General features: G+C 59.9%; 12 protein-coding genes, 6 tRNA genes and 1 pseudogene. 7 read left to right on the forward strand and 12 right to left on the reverse strand.

The window, feature by feature from the left end:
- Positions 1–132 precede the first annotated feature (132 nt).
- A complete protein-coding gene (locus PDR5_RS21020; RefSeq protein ID WP_064598584.1) occupies positions 133–756 on the reverse strand; it encodes a glutathione S-transferase family protein in 624 nt (207 codons plus the stop codon).
- Positions 757–799: 43 nt separating this feature from the next.
- Entirely contained in the window at positions 800–1459 is a 660-nt protein-coding gene (locus PDR5_RS21025) for a transglutaminase-like domain-containing protein (protein ID WP_064598586.1), read from the reverse strand.
- Between the two features lie 248 nt (positions 1460–1707).
- Between PDR5_RS21025 and PDR5_RS21030 the strand changes: the two genes are divergently transcribed.
- Entirely contained in the window at positions 1708–4155 is a 2448-nt protein-coding gene (locus PDR5_RS21030) for an acyl-CoA dehydrogenase (RefSeq protein WP_064598588.1), read from the forward strand.
- Between the two features lie 74 nt (positions 4156–4229).
- Positions 4230–4637, forward strand: coding sequence for a PA2817 family protein (locus PDR5_RS21035; RefSeq protein WP_007950758.1), 408 nt, complete (start codon positions 4230–4232; stop codon positions 4635–4637).
- Between the two features lie 57 nt (positions 4638–4694).
- Here the strand turns inward: PDR5_RS21035 and PDR5_RS21040 are convergent, their stop codons facing one another.
- The gene (locus PDR5_RS21040) at positions 4695–5690 is read right to left on the reverse strand and encodes a LysR family transcriptional regulator (protein ID WP_064598590.1); all 996 of its coding nucleotides are present in this window, start codon (positions 5688–5690) and stop codon (positions 4695–4697) included.
- A gap of 90 nt (positions 5691–5780) precedes the next feature.
- Here PDR5_RS21040 and PDR5_RS21045 point away from each other — a divergent pair, with 90 nt between their 5' ends.
- From PDR5_RS21045 to PDR5_RS21060, 4 genes are all read left to right on the forward strand, one after another.
- Positions 5781–6407, forward strand: a complete 627-nt coding sequence (locus PDR5_RS21045) for a hypothetical protein (RefSeq protein ID WP_064598592.1) — start codon at positions 5781–5783, stop codon at positions 6405–6407.
- Between the two features lie 90 nt (positions 6408–6497).
- Positions 6498–7268: a 2OG-Fe(II) oxygenase gene (locus tag PDR5_RS21050; protein ID WP_064598593.1), complete on the forward strand. Its 771-nt coding sequence runs from the start codon at positions 6498–6500 to the stop codon at positions 7266–7268.
- Position 7269: 1 nt separating this feature from the next.
- Positions 7270–7908, forward strand: a complete 639-nt coding sequence (locus PDR5_RS21055; protein ID WP_064598595.1) for a LysE family translocator — start codon at positions 7270–7272, stop codon at positions 7906–7908.
- A gap of 195 nt (positions 7909–8103) precedes the next feature.
- Complete coding sequence (locus PDR5_RS21060; protein WP_064598597.1) at positions 8104–9843, forward strand: dipeptidase; 1740 nt, start codon at positions 8104–8106, stop codon at positions 9841–9843.
- A 125-nt stretch (positions 9844–9968) separates the two neighbouring features.
- Here the strand turns inward: PDR5_RS21060 and PDR5_RS21065 are convergent.
- From PDR5_RS21065 to PDR5_RS21090, 6 genes are all read right to left on the reverse strand, one after another.
- Positions 9969–10044: transfer RNA gene (locus PDR5_RS21065), tRNA-Gly, on the reverse strand.
- Between the two features lie 2 nt (positions 10045–10046).
- A tRNA-Glu gene (locus PDR5_RS21070) sits at positions 10047–10122 on the reverse strand.
- Positions 10123–10182: 60 nt separating this feature from the next.
- Positions 10183–10258 (reverse strand) — tRNA-Gly (locus PDR5_RS21075).
- Between the two features lie 3 nt (positions 10259–10261).
- Positions 10262–10337, reverse strand: a tRNA-Glu gene (locus tag PDR5_RS21080).
- A 104-nt stretch (positions 10338–10441) separates the two neighbouring features.
- A tRNA-Gly gene (locus tag PDR5_RS21085) sits at positions 10442–10517 on the reverse strand.
- A gap of 2 nt (positions 10518–10519) precedes the next feature.
- Positions 10520–10595 (reverse strand) — tRNA-Glu (locus PDR5_RS21090).
- A 388-nt stretch (positions 10596–10983) separates the two neighbouring features.
- Between PDR5_RS21090 and PDR5_RS21095 the strand changes: the two genes are divergently transcribed.
- Positions 10984–11742, forward strand: coding sequence for a hypothetical protein (locus PDR5_RS21095; RefSeq protein WP_064598599.1), 759 nt, complete (start codon positions 10984–10986; stop codon positions 11740–11742).
- Positions 11743–12347: 605 nt separating this feature from the next.
- Here the strand turns inward: PDR5_RS21095 and PDR5_RS30525 are convergent.
- The 3 genes and pseudogenes from PDR5_RS30525 to PDR5_RS21105 form a co-directional block, all read right to left on the reverse strand.
- Positions 12348–13229 (reverse strand): methyl-accepting chemotaxis protein, encoded by an 882-nt coding sequence (locus PDR5_RS30525; protein ID WP_371857911.1) that lies wholly within the window; start codon positions 13227–13229, stop codon positions 12348–12350.
- Positions 13209–14312 (reverse strand): annotated as a pseudogene (locus PDR5_RS30530) (HAMP domain-containing protein); the annotation flags it as partial. The pseudogene PDR5_RS30530 and the gene PDR5_RS30525, both read right to left, overlap by 21 nt.
- A 108-nt stretch (positions 14313–14420) precedes the next feature.
- Positions 14421–15821 (reverse strand): aminotransferase-like domain-containing protein, encoded by a 1401-nt coding sequence (locus PDR5_RS21105; protein WP_064598603.1) that lies wholly within the window; start codon positions 15819–15821, stop codon positions 14421–14423.
- Between the last annotated feature and the right edge of the window lie 124 nt (positions 15822–15945).

A 15945-nucleotide genomic window follows, 5' to 3' on the forward strand; every position in this document is an offset into this window, starting at 1 on the left:
TCGGATTTACGCACCCAGTAAGGAAAAAAGGACTGATAAAAAGCCGGCGGCGAGGAAGACAACCGCAGCGCTCGAGCGCAATGGTGCTTGCCGTCGCCGCACAAGTACAGTCAAGTGTGTCGATAGTAGGTATTAAGTCAACGCGGTCATGACGGCTTTGCGATAGGCCGGACGCTGTTTCAACCGCGCATACCAGGCCTCAAGGTTCGGCTGTGGCGCGCGCTCGATCGGCATCTCGAACCAGGCATAAATGAAACTGCCGAGCGGGATATCGCCCATGCCGATTTCACTCCCGGACAGATACGGCTGGTGCTTCAGTGCCTGATCGGCCATCGCCAGCAAGCCGTCACATTCCTTGATCGCCGCGTGGATGGCCGGCCAGTCCTGCTTGTCTGCCGGGGTACGCAGAACGCCCCAGAACACTGTGCGAAACGGTCCGGCAAAACTGGAAGTCGTCCAGTCCATCCACTTGTCAGCGGTGGCGCGGGTCTGCGGATCCGCCGGATACCACGAAGTATCGGCCGCATGTTTTGCCAGCAGGTAACGCACGATGGCATTCGATTCCCACAGCACAAAACCGTCGTCCTGAATCACCGGCACTCGCCCGTTCGGGTTCATTGCCCGGTACTCCGGCGTGTCGACCACACCAAACGCGCCACCGGCATCGATGGCCTCGTAGGCCAGTCCGAGCTCTTCGGCAGCCCACAACGGCTTTCTGACATTCGACGAATTCTTGCGACCCCAGATCTTCAGCATGACCGCCTCTTTTCCAGTAAATGGGCAGGCAGCATACGCCGGATCAGAGGCTGCCGACATCACCGCGCATGTCACTGGACAGTGGCTTCTGCTGATCGTTGAACAGGTGCGGATAACATTTCTGCAGATGTTCGAAGAAAAAAGATTCCGGTACATCGGCGAACTGGCCGTGATCGACCAGGTACTCCATCAGCAGCGCGCCATCGCTGTTGTACGGGTGAAAAACGCTGTCGTTCATGCCGTCGAATTCCAGCGGCGCAACGTTGAACATTTCGCAGAGCTTCTGGTTGAACGCGGGCGTGGCTTTCACCCAGCGATCATTGAGAAACAGCTCGGTATAACCATGCATGGCGAACACTTCGCTTCTCAGCAGTTCAAGCAGACGCGGCGTCGACAGATGATTTTTCACATCCGCCAGACCGATGCGTGCGGGGATCCCGCAATGGCGCGCGCAACCGGCGAGCAACGTGGCCTTGGGCACGCAATAACTCTCACCCGCCGCCAGCGCATAGCTGCCGCGCAAGGTCTGCGGGTCGCGGCTGAAGGTGTACATGTTGTAACGCACCGCCTCGCGCACGGCGTAATAAAGACTGATCGCCTGCGCGAGTGGATCGCGGCTGGCACCACGGTGCTGCTCGGCGAACTCCACCACCGAGGGGTGGTCACTATCGATGAAGCGGCCGGGGCTCAGATACTCGTGCATGACGACATTCTCCTGATTGAGCCCCGAGTCTAGCGAGAGGTTCAGCACAGAGATAACGACGTTTCGGCCAAACATGCACGCAAAGACGCGGAAACGGCGAACGATTTCCCACGCGTGTTGCCCACCGAACCTACAAAAGACATCCGGGGTTTCCCACGATTTCAATCACCTTGCTCTGACCGCCCCGTTTTGCAGATGCCGTCTAAGCTCTGGAGGGTCGGTTCGCCCTGGTTCACGGAGGATTAAATATGCTGTTGTTGTGGATACTGGTTCTGATCGTCGGCGTGGCGTATCTGGCCCACCGGCGCATCGCCCCGCTGCCGGCGCTGGGCATCGTTGCCGCTTACCTGTTGGCGATGGGAATTTTCAGCCACGCACCGGGCTGGTTGCTGCTGATTTTCTGGGTGGTGCTGGCCTTGGTGGCCGCCCCGTTGCTGTTGCCTGACCTGCGCCGCAAACACTTCACCGCGCCGCTGTTCAGCTGGTTCCAGAAAACCCTGCCACCGATGTCGCAGACCGAGCGCGACGCGATCGACGCCGGCACGGTGTGGTGGGACGGCGAACTGTTCAGCGGCCGTCCGGACTGGGACAAGCTGCTGTCCTATCCCAAGGTTCAATTGAGCGAAGAGGAACAGGCGTTCATCGACGGCCCGACCGAAGAGCTCTGCGCGATGGTCACCGACTGGCAGATCGGCCAGTCGATGGACCTGCCGCCGGAAGCCTGGACTCACATCAAGGAACACGGTTTCTTCGCCCTGATCATTCCCAAGGAATTCGGCGGCAAGGGTTTCTCCGCCTACGCCCACTCCCAGGTGGCGATGAAACTGGCGACCCGCAGCGGCGATCTTGCCTCCACCGTGATGGTGCCCAACTCCCTCGGTCCGGCTGAACTGCTGCTGCATTACGGCACCGACGAACAACGCAATCATTACCTGCCACGGCTGGCCCGGGGCGACGACATTCCGTGTTTTGCGCTGACCGGCCCGCTCGCTGGTTCCGACGCCGGCGCCATGCCCGACACCGGGATCATCTGCAAAGGCGAATGGGAAGGTCAGGAAACCCTCGGCCTGCGCCTGAACTGGGAAAAACGCTACATCACCCTCGGCCCGGTCGCGACCTTGCTTGGCCTGGCCTTCAAGGCCTACGACCCGGATCACCTGCTCGGCGACAAGGAAGACCTCGGCATCAGCCTGGCGCTGATCCCGACCGACACCCCTGGCGTGGAAATCGGTCGTCGCCACCTGCCGCTGGGCGCTGCGTTCATGAACGGCCCGAACTCCGGCAAGGACGTATTCATCCCGCTGGACTTCCTCATCGGCGGCCAGGACATGCTCGGCAAAGGCTGGATGATGCTGATGAACTGCCTGTCGGTCGGGCGTTCTATCTCGCTGCCGGCAGTGGGTACCGGCGCGGCCAAGTTCACCAGTCTGGTGACCGGGCAGTACGCGCAGATTCGCGAGCAGTTCAACGTGCCACTCTCAGCATTCGAAGGCATTCAGGAAGCCATGGCGCGGATCGGCGGCAACGCCTGGATGATGGACGCGGCACGAATGCTGACCGCCAACGCGGTGGATCTGGGCGAGAAGCCGTCGGTGCTGTCGGCAATCCTCAAGTACCACCTCACCGAACGCGGTCGCGAGTGCATCAGCCACGCCATGGACGTACACGGCGGCAAGGCGATCATCATGGGCCCGAACAACTACCTGGGCCGCAGCTGGAACGGTGCGCCGATCTTCATCACGGTGGAAGGCGCGAACATTCTTTCGCGCAACCTGATGATCTTCGGCCAGGGCGCGATCCGCTGCCATCCGTTCGTCCTCAAGGAAATGGCCCTCGCCGGGCGCGAGGACAAGGATCAGGCACTCAAGGAGTTTGATGGCCTGCTGCTCAAGCACATCGGATTTGCCGTGAGCAACGCCGCCAGCACCCTGGTGTTGAACCTTGGCTTCGGCCATTTCGAACATGCACCGGGAGACAAGCTCAGCCAGGGTTATTTCCGCGCCCTCAACCGTCAGGCTGCCGCATTTGCCATGCTCGCCGACCTGAGCATGATGTTGCTGGGTGGTGAACTGAAACGCCGCGAGCGTCTGTCGGCACGATTGGGCGATGTGCTGAGCAACCTGTATCTGGCGTCGGCGGCGCTCAAGCGCTATCACGACCTCGATTCCCCGGCGTACATGGAACCGCTGTTCCGATGGGCCATGGAAGAAAGCCTCGGCCAGTCGGAAAAGGCGCTGGATGAACTGCTGACCAACTTCCCGAACCGAGTCTTTGGCTGCCTGTTGCGCGTGATCGTGTTCCCGTTCGGCCGCCGTCACAAAGGGCCTTCGGACAAACTCGGTGCCGAGGTGGCTGCGGTCATCGGCCGGGCCAAGGGCGATCCGGCGCTGGAAGAACTGCTTGCCGGCTGCTATCGCCCGCAATCGACCGATGATGCAGTCGGTGCGCTGCAACACGCCTGCGATCAACTGAACGCTGCGCAACCGCTGCACAAGAAATTGCACTCGTCGCTCAAGAGCGGTCAGGTCAAACCGGTAGCTGGTGAACACGCCATCGATGCGGCACTGGAAGCCGGGGTGTTGCAGGCCGTGGAAGCCCAGACCCTGCGTGATGCCGAAGCGGCGCGGCGCAAGGTGATCGATGTCGATGATTTCGACAAGGAGCAACTCAAACCCGCGGAAGGCAAAATCCGCTGATCCCTTCAATCAGTGAAAAACGGGCGCGGGCGCTTTATACTCCCGCGCCCGTTTTGCTCTTGAGGACTTATCTCGTGTCCAACGTCGTTGCCGATCATCTGGTTTTGCTCGACCATCTGCGCAGTATCCTGGTCGCCGTAGGTGAGGCCGATCAGGTTCCCGAAGAAAGCCATGCCCTGTTCCTGGAGCGTTTCGACGAACTGCTGGCGTCACTGCCGATCGAGCCAATCGAAAGCCAATACCTGGGCCAGGACATCCTGACTCAAGTGATTACCCGTTACCCGCAAATTGCCCACCTGATCCCGCGGGATCTGCTGTGGTTCTTCGCCGGCGACTGCCTGCATTACCTGTCCGACGAAGAAATCGACATGTATCAGGCGCTGGAAGAACGCCGCTACGAAGCCGAACAGAACGACGAACCGTTCGACTGGAACCAGGAAAAACAGCTGCTGGCGATGTCCGCCCAGGACAGCAAGCACTGATTTTCCCCGGTAATGAAAAGGCCCGCATGGTGATCCATGCGGGCCTTTTTCATGGGGTCAGAGCAACCCTTCGCTCTCGGGCAATTCGTACTCGGCCAACGGTTTTGAACCGCCAGACTTCCCCGGCTTGCTCAGGGTCGGCTCTTTCTCCAGGCACTCCACCAGATAGTCGATGAATACCCGCAGCTTCGGCGGCAGATAGCGCGTCGGCGAATGCAGCAACCACAATCCGCCGTGGTACGAGGCCAGGAACGTCCAGTCCGGCAGCACCTGCACGATCAGCCCTTGCTCCAGTGCATAACGCGCAGTGAAATACGGCAGGCTGCCAATACCGATGTGCTGCAACACCGCGCCCAGACGCACGCCGGTGTGATTGGCGGCATACCGGCCGCGCACGCCGACGGTGACGGCTTTGGTGCCTTTCTTGAATTTCCAGCGCGCATCACTCGGGGTTTCGCCCAGGTAAATGCAACTGTGATTGAGCAAGTCGTGGGGATGGGTCGGCGTCCCGTGTTCGGCCAGGTATTGCGGTGTGGCGCAGAGCAAATGGTCGATGGTCAGCAGTTGTCGGCCGACCAGTCCGGCCGGTGGACGATCCGTGATGCGAATAGCCAGGTCGACATGGTCATCGATCAGATCAACCTGGCGGTCTTCCAGCAACAACTCCACATCGACCTTCGGGTAGCGCCGCAGAAACTCCGGCATGTGCGGGTGAATCACGAAGCGCCCCACCGCTTTCGGCACGCTGACCCGCACCAGACCTTCGGCTTCGTGGGTGAACTGGCCGCTGATCTCCATCACCGACTTGGCGGCGCTGACCATTTCCTGGCAGCGCTTGAACACCTCTTCCCCGCCATCGCTCAAGCGCAGTTTGCGCGTGGTGCGTTGCAGCAGCCGCGTGGCCAGCGCTTTCTCCAGCCGGGAAATACTGCGACTGACTGCCGAGGGCGATGAGCCCAACTGGCGAGCGGCTTCGGAGAAACTGCCGGTCTCGACGACCTTGACGAAAATCGCCATCTCACCAAGCAGCGGCAGGGGAAGATTTATGCTCACAGCGCAACAGTCCTTTGATGTTTGAACGGATTATCACGTTATTGCACGATTCATATAATTAAAAAAGAAACTTTAATAAGGGCATGGAATATGACGCTTCGCCTCTTTTTCCATAGTGATGACCTCAAGGCCAATGTGGAAGTCCTCGACTGCACGCCCCACGAGAACGAATTCGCCGTTGTGTTGCGCGCTACGCTTTTCCATCCCCAGGGCGGTGGCCAACCCTGCGATACCGGTTGGATTGGCGAAAGCAAGGTTCTGCGCGTCGTCCAGGAACCGGACCGGATCATTCATTTTGTCGATCAGCCGGTGCCACTGGGCATGACCCAGATTCGCGTCGACGAAGAACGCCGCCGCTTCAACACCCGCATGCACTCTGCCGGACATTTGATCGGCCACTTCGTCCAGGCCATGGGCTGGATGCCGATCAAGGCGCACCACTGGCCGGACGAGGGCCGGGTTCAATTCAAACCCGGAGATTCGGCCCAGGAAGTCGATGCGCAAACCGTTCAATACGGCATCGAGCAATGGATCGAACACGACCTGCCACGCCTGACTTCCCTGCGCGAAGGCGCGCGGGAAATCGGTTTCGGTGAACTGCCAGCCTATGGCTGCGGTGGCACCCATGTACGCAGCCTGAAGGATTTGGGCACAGTCACGATCGCGTCCCTTTCGCAGAAGAAAGGCACGTTGTCCGTCCACTACAACGTGGATTGAGGATTTCGGAGGCTGCCAGATGCAGCGTCCGACGCCGGGGGAACCGCGTTCGCCGGTTCCGTTGACTATTCGATAGATGGACCTGAAACCATGATGCTTGACGTCGAGCGTCTCGATGAGACGTGCATAAAAAAACTGGCCAACGAAGAAGTCCTCGCCATCCGCTTCAAAGGCTTTCTGCCCCAGGCGCAGGCAATCCAGATTGGCGACAAGATCCTCGCCCCCGGCTTCGAGGGCTACATCAATGCGCCGAGCATCGGCCGCATCGGCATGGCGTTCTACGAGGCGGAAAACCAGCCGCTGCTGATCGAAGATTATTTCGAGCGCGCCACCAGCAACATCGCCGAACTACGTAACCGTTGCGCACCCTACTCGTCGCCGGTCGATACCTTGCGCTGCATGCTCGACGAATCCTGGCCGGCGGGTGCCCACCTGGAAAACCTCTACGGTCGCAAGATGTACGTCGGCCTGTCCCGCGTGGTGAAACCGGGCGTGTGCTTCCTGGCCCACCACGACATCTTCGCCAAGGACGCCCCGGACAGTTTTCAGGCCCGCAGCCTGGAGGCGCAGTTTGCCTGCAACGTCTACCTCAACATGCCGACCGAAGGCGGCGCGTTGCAGATGTGGGAAGACGACATTTCCCCGGACCGCTTCGACGAAATGCGCGGCGACAGCTACGGCATCGACCCGGCACTGCTCGGCCCGCCCGCCCTCGAAGTTCGCCCGGAACCGGGGGATTTCATCATGTTCAATTCGCGTCGCATGCACTCGGTAACGCCGGGCGTGGCCGATCCGCGCTTGAGCCTTTCGTTTTTTGTCGGCTATCGCGGCAATGCCTCACCCCTGACTTTCTGGAGCTGAAATGACATCGAATTATCTGGGCGAGTTTCTGGCGCTGGCCACCATCCACTTTCTGGCCGTGGTCGCACCCGGCCCGGACTTCGCCGTGACCATCCGCCAGAGTGTGCGTTTCGGTCGTTTGGTCGGCATCTGCACGGCACTGGGCATCGGCGCGGGGATTTCCGTGCACGTGCTGTACACCCTGCTGGGCGTCGGCGCCTTGATGCACACCACGCCGTGGTTGCTGACTGTCGCGAAAGTGGTAGGCGGTGCTTACATTCTTTATCTGGGCGTCAGCCTGATCCGCAGCAAACCCAAGACAACACTGGAAGGCGAAAAGACCAGTGACGAACCGCTGGTCGAGCAATCGCTGTTCAAGGCGTTTTCCACCGGTTTCCTGACCAACGCCACCAACCCCAAGGCCACGCTGTTTTTCCTGGCGATCTTCACCACGATCATCAGCGCCAGCACACCGCTGCAAATTCAGGCCCTGTACGGGTTGTGGATGTGCGGGGTGAATGCGTTGTGGTTCGTGATCGTCGCGCTGTTCTTTTCCAGCAGCAAAGTGCGCGTGCTGTTCATGCGCATGGGCCACTGGTTCGAGCGCAGCATGGGGGTGATTCTGATCCTGTTTGCCGGGCGTCTGGTGTTGTCGATGTAAAGCGCGCTGATCGCAGAAGCCCGATCCAGACAGACTGGACGGGCTTTTTCGATTCTGCGCCGCTTTTGCATTTCTGTGCGACGCGTCCCACTTCGGGGGCTCCCGGGCACGCTCGTGTGGTGGTAGTTTGCGAGACCGTCTGACGCATCTGTCAGACAACTCCTTCTCACCGCCTGCAAAGGAATGCCCTTAGCAATGGATTTTTCACTCAAGCAACTGGCCGCGTCGACACTGATCCTGGCCAGCCTTTCATCCGTCACACTGCCAGCCCATGCCAACCTTACCGAGCAGCAGAGCGCGACCATTCTCAAGACCTTCAATGAGGCAAAGATCAGTGACTTCAGAGCATTTCTCGGTGATCTGGCCAAGAACGACCTGAGCAAGACCGACGATCTGCGCCCTGCCATCAGCGCCTTCCTCGACAACAAGACGCTGACCGCCGAACAGCAAAACGAAATCCATCGCCTGCTCGGTCTCTACACCCGCGTGAAGTACGGCAAGGCCGCCCTGGAAACCCTGCGCGAACTGGTGGAAATTCCGACCTTCCGCAAGGACGGCGTCGATCAGCACGACAACCCCGAACTCATCAAGATCGCCGGCAAGATCAAGGATCTGGCTGAGTCTTTCGGCCTGAACTATCGCAATATCGACAACCGCGTTTACGAAATCTCCCTGGACGGCAGCGGCAAGGACGTCGTCGGCATTCACGCTCACGCCGACGTGGTGCCGGTAACGCCGGAAAACTGGGTGCTGAAGGACGGCACCAAACTTGATCCGTTCAAGGTCACGCTGATCGGCGACCGCATGTACGGCCGCGGCACCGAGGACGACAAGAACGGCATCGTTGTGACGCTGTACGCCATGAAGGTGATCAAGGAAGAGAAGCTGCCGCTGGCGCGCAATTTCAAACTGCTGGTGGACACCACCGAAGAAACTACCGGTGACGCGATTCCCTACTACTTCGAACGCAACCCGACGCCCGAGTACAACCTGGCACTGGATGGCGGCTATCCCGTAGTGATTGCGGAAAAAGGCTACGGCACCGTCATGGCCAAGTTCGCCAAGCGCAAGGCCGAGGGTAAAGGCGCGGAAATCGCCTCGATGACCGGCGGCCTGGCGACCAACCAGATTCCATCGGTTTCGGTCGTCACGCTGGTGACAGACAAACCCGCCGAGCTTGCGGCCAGCCTGCAAAAGGCCGGCACTGAATACGCCAAGCGCAATGGCGGCGATTTCGAAGTGAACGCCAAGGTCGATGGCAAAGACGTCAAACTCACCGTGACCGGTGTTTCCGCGCACTCGTCCGAGCCAGAATCCGGCGTTAATCCGGTCGCGCGCATGCTCGACTTCATCCACAGCGTGGACGGCAAGATCGCCTTCAAGCACAACCACATCACCGACGCTGCCCACTACGCCGCCGACAACTGGGGCCTGGATTACAAGGGTGGCAAGTTGGGCGTCGGTTTCGCCGATGATTTCATGGGCCCGCTGACCACGTCCCCGACCTACGTCGGCATAGACGACAAAACCTTCAAACTCGCGGTCAACCTGCGCGTGCCGAAGGGCAAGTCGCCGGAAGTGCTCAAGCGCGAAATCGCCGACAAACTGGCGGCCTGGAGCAAGAAGACCCATGTCGCGGTCAACTTCGACTATTCGATCGCCGAACCGATGTACCGCAACCCAGAAGGTGAGTGGGTCAAGGCGCTGCTGGCCGTGGCCACCGAAAACCTGGGCATGAAACACGAATTCGGCACTTCGGCCGGCGCCACCTCGGTGCATGAACTGCCGAACGGCGTGCAATTCGGCCTGGCGCGACCTGAGGTCAAGTACACCGGTCACACCGATGGCGAATTCAAGACCGTTGACCAGTTCCTGCTGGACCTGCAGATCGTCACCGAAATGATGGGACGCATCGGGCAGTTGCCGAAGCTCTGATCGCGTACCGGGCTCGCCACATTGGCGGGCCCACAAAAAAAGGACCGTGAGGTCCTTTTCTATTGCCTGACAAAAACCGCACAAACAAAAACGCCGCTCATCACTGAGCGGCGTTTTTGTGAATTTGGAGCGGGAAACGAGACTCGAACTCGCGACCCCGACCTTGGCAAGGTCGTGCTCTACCAACTGAGCTATTCCCGCAATGGCGTCCCCTAGGGGACTCGAACCCCTGTTACCGCCGTGAAAGGGCGGTGTCCTAGGCCACTAGACGAAGGGGACACAGGCTACAACTTTCACTAATAAAAACGCCGCTCTTTGCAAAGCGGCGCTTTTTGAATTTGGAGCGGGAAACGAGACTCGAACTCGCGACCCCGACCTTGGCAAGGTCGTGCTCTACCAACTGAGCTATTCCCGCAAATGGCGTCCCCTAGGGGACTCGAACCCCTGTTACCGCCGTGAAAGGGCGGTGTCCTAGGCCACTAGACGAAGGGGACACGCTACCCGGAACACATGGTGTGTGTTTCGGTGTCCAGATCCGCCTCCGAAGAGTTGGCTCTGGTTTCACTCAGCACCGCCCTGAAGCGTTGCTGTTTAAAATTGGAGCGGGAAACGAGACTCGAACTCGCGACCCCGACCTTGGCAAGGTCGTGCTCTACCAACTGAGCTATTCCCGCATTGGCGTCCCCTAGGGGACTCGAACCCCTGTTACCGCCGTGAAAGGGCGGTGTCCTAGGCCACTAGACGAAGGGGACACACTACAACATTCACTCCCTGCCGCGTTTCGCTGTGTGCTTTACGCTGCAAGTGGCGCGCATTCTATGGATGGATTGAAAGGTCGTCAACCCCCAGATATAAATTTATTTAAATCAATGACTTCGACCTGCTTTACGCACCGTTTCCGGCTTTTGCGTCGCCCGACGATTGACGCCTATATTCCGACACTCGCCAAGGCGTTATAGTCCACGGCACAGGTGATGGCAATCTGCACCCCAAGGGCCAGCATTTATATAAGCCGGTTCCTGGCCGATACAGATTCAGCTTCTCCGATCCAAACCCGTCGAGCGGCGCTAGGCTCCTGTATGCCAAGCCACTACACTCGCACGCGAACCCTATAAAGAGGTCTTACCGGTGACACCACTCATGATCACCCTGCTAGTCATAGCCGGGATCGCAATCTTGATCGCCATTGGCTACATGAACCATGTGGTGGAAAACACCAAACTGGAGAAGGCCCGCACCAAGGTCGAACTCAATGACCGCCTGCGCCGTTGCGGCGAACTGACCGAAACCTTCCCCGGCCAGTTCATGACCCCGGCCCTCAAACTGCTGCTGACTCGCCTCGAGCTGAACGTCTGCCAGCGCCTGCTGAACCTGGAAAAGACCAGCGCCACCACCAAGGATCGCATCACAGAACTCAGCGCCCTGGTCGCCCAGGGCGAATCGATCCCGGTCAACAACCCGCCGGCACCGATCCAGACCGAAGCCAAGGCCAAAGACGTCCGCTTCCTCCTCGAAGCCCTCCACGGCCAAATCACCCGCGCCGCGCAGGACGGCTTCCTGCCACCGAACGAAGCCAAACACTGGATCCGCGAAGTCCGCCACATCCTCGTATTGCTGCACATCGAGTTCTTCAACAACCTCGGCCAGCACGCCCTCCAGCAAAACCAGCCAGGCCAGGCCCGCCTCGCCTTCGAACGCGGCGTGCAATACCTGCGCAAACAGCAGGACCCGCAAATCTACGCCGAACAACTCCAATACCTGGAAAAACTCCTGGCCCGCGCCAACGCCCAGGTCATGGACAAGATCGCCCCGGTCGAAGGCGAAGAAAACCAACTGACTGCCGGCCTCAAGGATGTCGAGGCTGATGCGGACTGGAAGAAGAAAGTGATTTACGACTGAGTGCAGTCAAAGAGAGAAGCCACCGAGAGGTGGCTTTTTTATTGCCTGCGGGAAAGATCAAAATCAAAAGCGCCCTAACCCTCTCCCGGGGGGAGAGGGGACTGACCGCATTGCTTGGGGGAGGTACGCCGACGTGAAAAACCGAGTCGCACTCGGTTTTTGAAACACATGCAACTCAACTCACACTGCCGCACCTTCTGCACCTTCTGCCTCTTCTACTCTTGCTTCTGCTTTGGCTTCGGCTTCCCACCACTCAAAACGATGAGCGTTAGCTCGAGTACCGCTTTTGACGTACCGGCCCCTTCGGAAGGCTGAGTGGAGGGATTTATCCGGGGGTGGGAGCGCAGCGACCGTGCGGCGCAGCCGCATGCATCGAGAGGAGGTGCAGCGAAGCAAACCGTAGGCGATGCCCCCGGATGAATCCCGGAACGAAGGAACACCGAGCCACAGCGAGGTGCCGAACGCAGGGGCCCAGCCTTTTGGTTCCTTTTTGGCGTCTGAAAAAGGGACTCGCCGTAAGGGCGAAACCGCCAGCGGCAGCACCCGAAGCAACGGATATTCACCCCAAACAACCAACAACCTGGTCGGCCCAAAGGCCGCCAAGGTCAAAGCCGGAAATGCCCCACCATCCCCCGAAGCTCACTCCCCAACTGCGCCAGCTCAACACTCGAAGCCGCATTCCCGCGCATGGCAATCGAAGACTGATCCGCACTCGCCCGAATACTCGTCACACTGCGATTGATCTCCTCGGCCACCGAACTCTGCTCCTCGGCCGCCGCCGCAATCTGCTGGTTCATCTGCTGAATCAACGAAACCGCCGCCGCAATACTCCCCAGGGCGCTTTCGGTCTGCAACGCATCGCTCACCGCCAGTTTCACCAGTTCGCCACTGCTCTGAATCTGCTGCACCGACGAATGCGCCGCCGAACGCAAGGCACTGACCAGCCGCTCGATTTCCTCGGTCGACTGCTGCGTGCGCCGGGCCAGCGCCCGCACCTCATCGGCGACCACCGCAAAGCCCCTGCCCTGCTCGCCCGCCCTCGCCGCTTCGATCGCCGCGTTGAGCGCCAGCAGATTGGTCTGCTCGGCGACACTCTTGATCACTTCCAGCACCGTGCCGATGTTCTGGATTTCCGCACTGAGGCTTTCGATGCTCGAACTGGCCGACGTCGCCGAGTCCGCCAGTTGCTCGATCCGCGCCATGCTCTGACGCACCACCTGCTGACCGCTTTCGACCTTGCCATCAGCGGTCTGCGCTGCGAGCGCCGCTTCTTCGGCGTTGCGCGCCACATCATGAACGGTGGCGGTCATCTGGTTCATCGCCGTCGCCACCTGTTCGGTTTCCTCTTTCTGGCTGCTGACCTCAAGGTTGGTCTGCTCGGTCACCGCCGACAGCGATTGCGCCGAACTGGCCAACTGTTCGATACCCGCCTGCAACCCGCTGACAATCGTGCTCAAGCCCGCGCCCATCTGCTGCATGGCCAGCATCAATTGACCGATTTCATCACGGCGCGATACCTCGATCGTTCCACTCAAATCACCGGCCGCAATCTGTTGCGCCACGTGAATCACGCTGCGCAACGGTGCAACGATCAACCGGGTAATCACCCACGCCGCAATCAGCCCGACGAGCAACGCCAGCGCCGATGAGCCAATGATCAGCACCGAATTCTTTTTCAGTTCGCTCTGCATGGCGCCGTCTTGCGCAACATAGGCCTGTTGGACCCGCGCCACGACTTCGTCGGCCCGTTGGTGCAGCTGTTGATAGACGGTCTTTTCCTGGGCCAGCAACCCGGTGTACTCGGCCAGCTTGTCGCTGAAACCGGCAATGTGCCCGGACACTTCATTGAGCACCGTCAGATAGCCTTCGTCCTTGACCGTGGACTTAAGCTGCTCGGCTTGCGCCTGGGCTTGCGCAGCCTGCTCGATATTGCCCTGACCTGCGCTGTCATCACCCTTGCGGCTTTGATCCAGGCGTACCCGCGCCTCGTTCATCGCCTGCAACATCAACCGTGAGACCTGACTGACCTGGCCGGCCTGCTCGATGAATTGCGCCCCGTCCTTGCCCTCGCTGTCTTTCAGGGTGTACGCGCCGTCATCAGCGAGACCGGCCTGCAACACATCGAGATTGTTGGCGACGCTGGACACCGACCAACTGGCCATCTCCAGCGCCAGATCCTTGGCCTGGGACAACGAGACGAATTCATCGAATGCCTTGCGGTAAGCGCCCAATGACTGTTGGACGTCGTTCATGACCGACTCATTGCCCGGCGACAAAATCTTGAGTTGGTCGGCCATGGCGACCAGACCGTCGACACCTTCGTGCAAGGCCTCGACGGTTTTCGGGTTGCCATGCAAGGCGTAGTCCTGCTCCAGCAGCCGCACCTTGAGCAGGCCACTGTTGAGCGATGACATCTGCTTGAGGCCATCGAAGCGCTGGCTGATGGTTTGCAGGGACCAGACGCCAATCGCCGCCACCAGTGCAGTCAGCAACAACACCAGCACAAACCCGATACCCAGTTTTTTTGCCATACCGAGGTTGGCAAAACGTCCTTGCACGGCCGAAATCATTGCGCGTAGTCCCCTGCCATAGTCTGTTGTCGAAGATTCGCAACGGCCTTGAACCAGCACAAGTCTCTGGCGTCGGAATAATGGCAAAAAGCTACGCACGCGTCGTTTTCAGAACGTTCGAGGTCGATCCATGGCTGTATCGCGAAAAAACTGCCGTGCCCGGGGATCGCAGGCGTAAGCCACGTTGATCCGCTGCCAGTCGCAGGCTTCGCCACTGGGACTGAACGACGTTGCGCAGGACAACTGCACACCGCATCGCAGAGCATGCCTGCGCAGGCGCGCCTCATCGGCCACTGGCGAACGTGCCCAGATGAACAGGCCGCCCGTGGGTTTGCCGAACACCTCCCAGTCAGCGTCTTCCAGCGCCTGAAGAGCAGCCGCACGATCAGTGGAAAGCCGCTGACGCTGACGCTGTACCAGTTTTCGATAGGCACCACTAGCAAGCATCCCCGCCAGCACCGCCTCGCAGAACCTTGGGGTCCCCATGCAACTGATCATCTTGACCCGCGCCATCCGCTCGATCAGCTCGCCATCGGCCAGCACGAAACCCACCCGTAGCGAGCTGCTCAGGGTCTTGGAAAAACTGCCGACGTAAATGACCCGCCCCTCGTCATCCAGCGCCGCCAGGCGAGTGCCGCTGCCGTTGTGCAGGTCGGCGTAGACATCATCTTCTATCAGCCGCAGGTCGTAGATCCTGCTCAGCTGCAGGATGCGTCGGGCGACCGCCGGCACCAGGCAACTGCCCGTGGGATTGTGATGATGACTGTTGATGAACAGCGCCGAGGGTCGGAACTGCTGCAGCAACGCCTCAAGGGCCTCGACATCCGGCCCGCCCGCCATGCGGCGAACCTCCAGCATGCGCACGCCATGCAAGCGCAGGAGATCGAACAGCGGCGCATAACCGGGGGTTTCTACCACGACGCAATCACCGGCCTTGAACAAGGTCCGCACGACCAGGTCGAGTGCGTGGCTGGCGCCGGCGGTAGTCATCACCTGCTCGTCAGCAGCCTTGATATTCAGCAATCCGAGGCGCCTGACAATCTGTTCGCGCAACGCCGGCAGCCCAAGAGGCGTGCTGTAGTTGAACAGGCTGGCCATGTCGGCGCGTGTCACCTCGCGGATCGCATAGCCGAGATCATCGGGCTCGCGCCAACTCTCTGGCAGGACGCCACTCCCCAGCGTCAAACCGCCGCGCCATCGGAGGGCCGGATCGCCCCCGGTGCGCTCCCCCTCACACCCGGAGCCATCGATCGCCTTGCAACAATCGGGCGACGAAGCCGCCACCATGAATCCCGAGCCCTGACGCGAGGCCAGAACCCCTTGCGCCACCAGGCGCTCGCAAGCCTCCATGACGCAGGACTGGCTGAGCAGATTGCACCGTGCGATCTCGCGCACGGAGGGCAGACGCGTCGTCGGCGGCACCTGCCCCTGCATGATCCACTCGGTCAACCCGTCAACAATCTGCTGTACGACCGGCACCATTGCCTGTCGGTCAATTCTCAATTCCATGAGCACGCAAACTCCTGTCCGTTTTTGCTGGCGGCAGTAAATCACAGCCACGCCCTTGAGGCTGTGCGACAAAACCGCCAAAAGGCTCCGTTCTCACCATTTGAAACACATTGTTTAGCGGGCT

Origin of the sequence: Pseudomonas sp. DR 5-09 (genome assembly GCF_001655595.1) — a bacterium.
In the GTDB taxonomy this organism is placed as follows: Bacteria; Pseudomonadota; Gammaproteobacteria; order Pseudomonadales; family Pseudomonadaceae; genus Aquipseudomonas; species Aquipseudomonas pharyngis.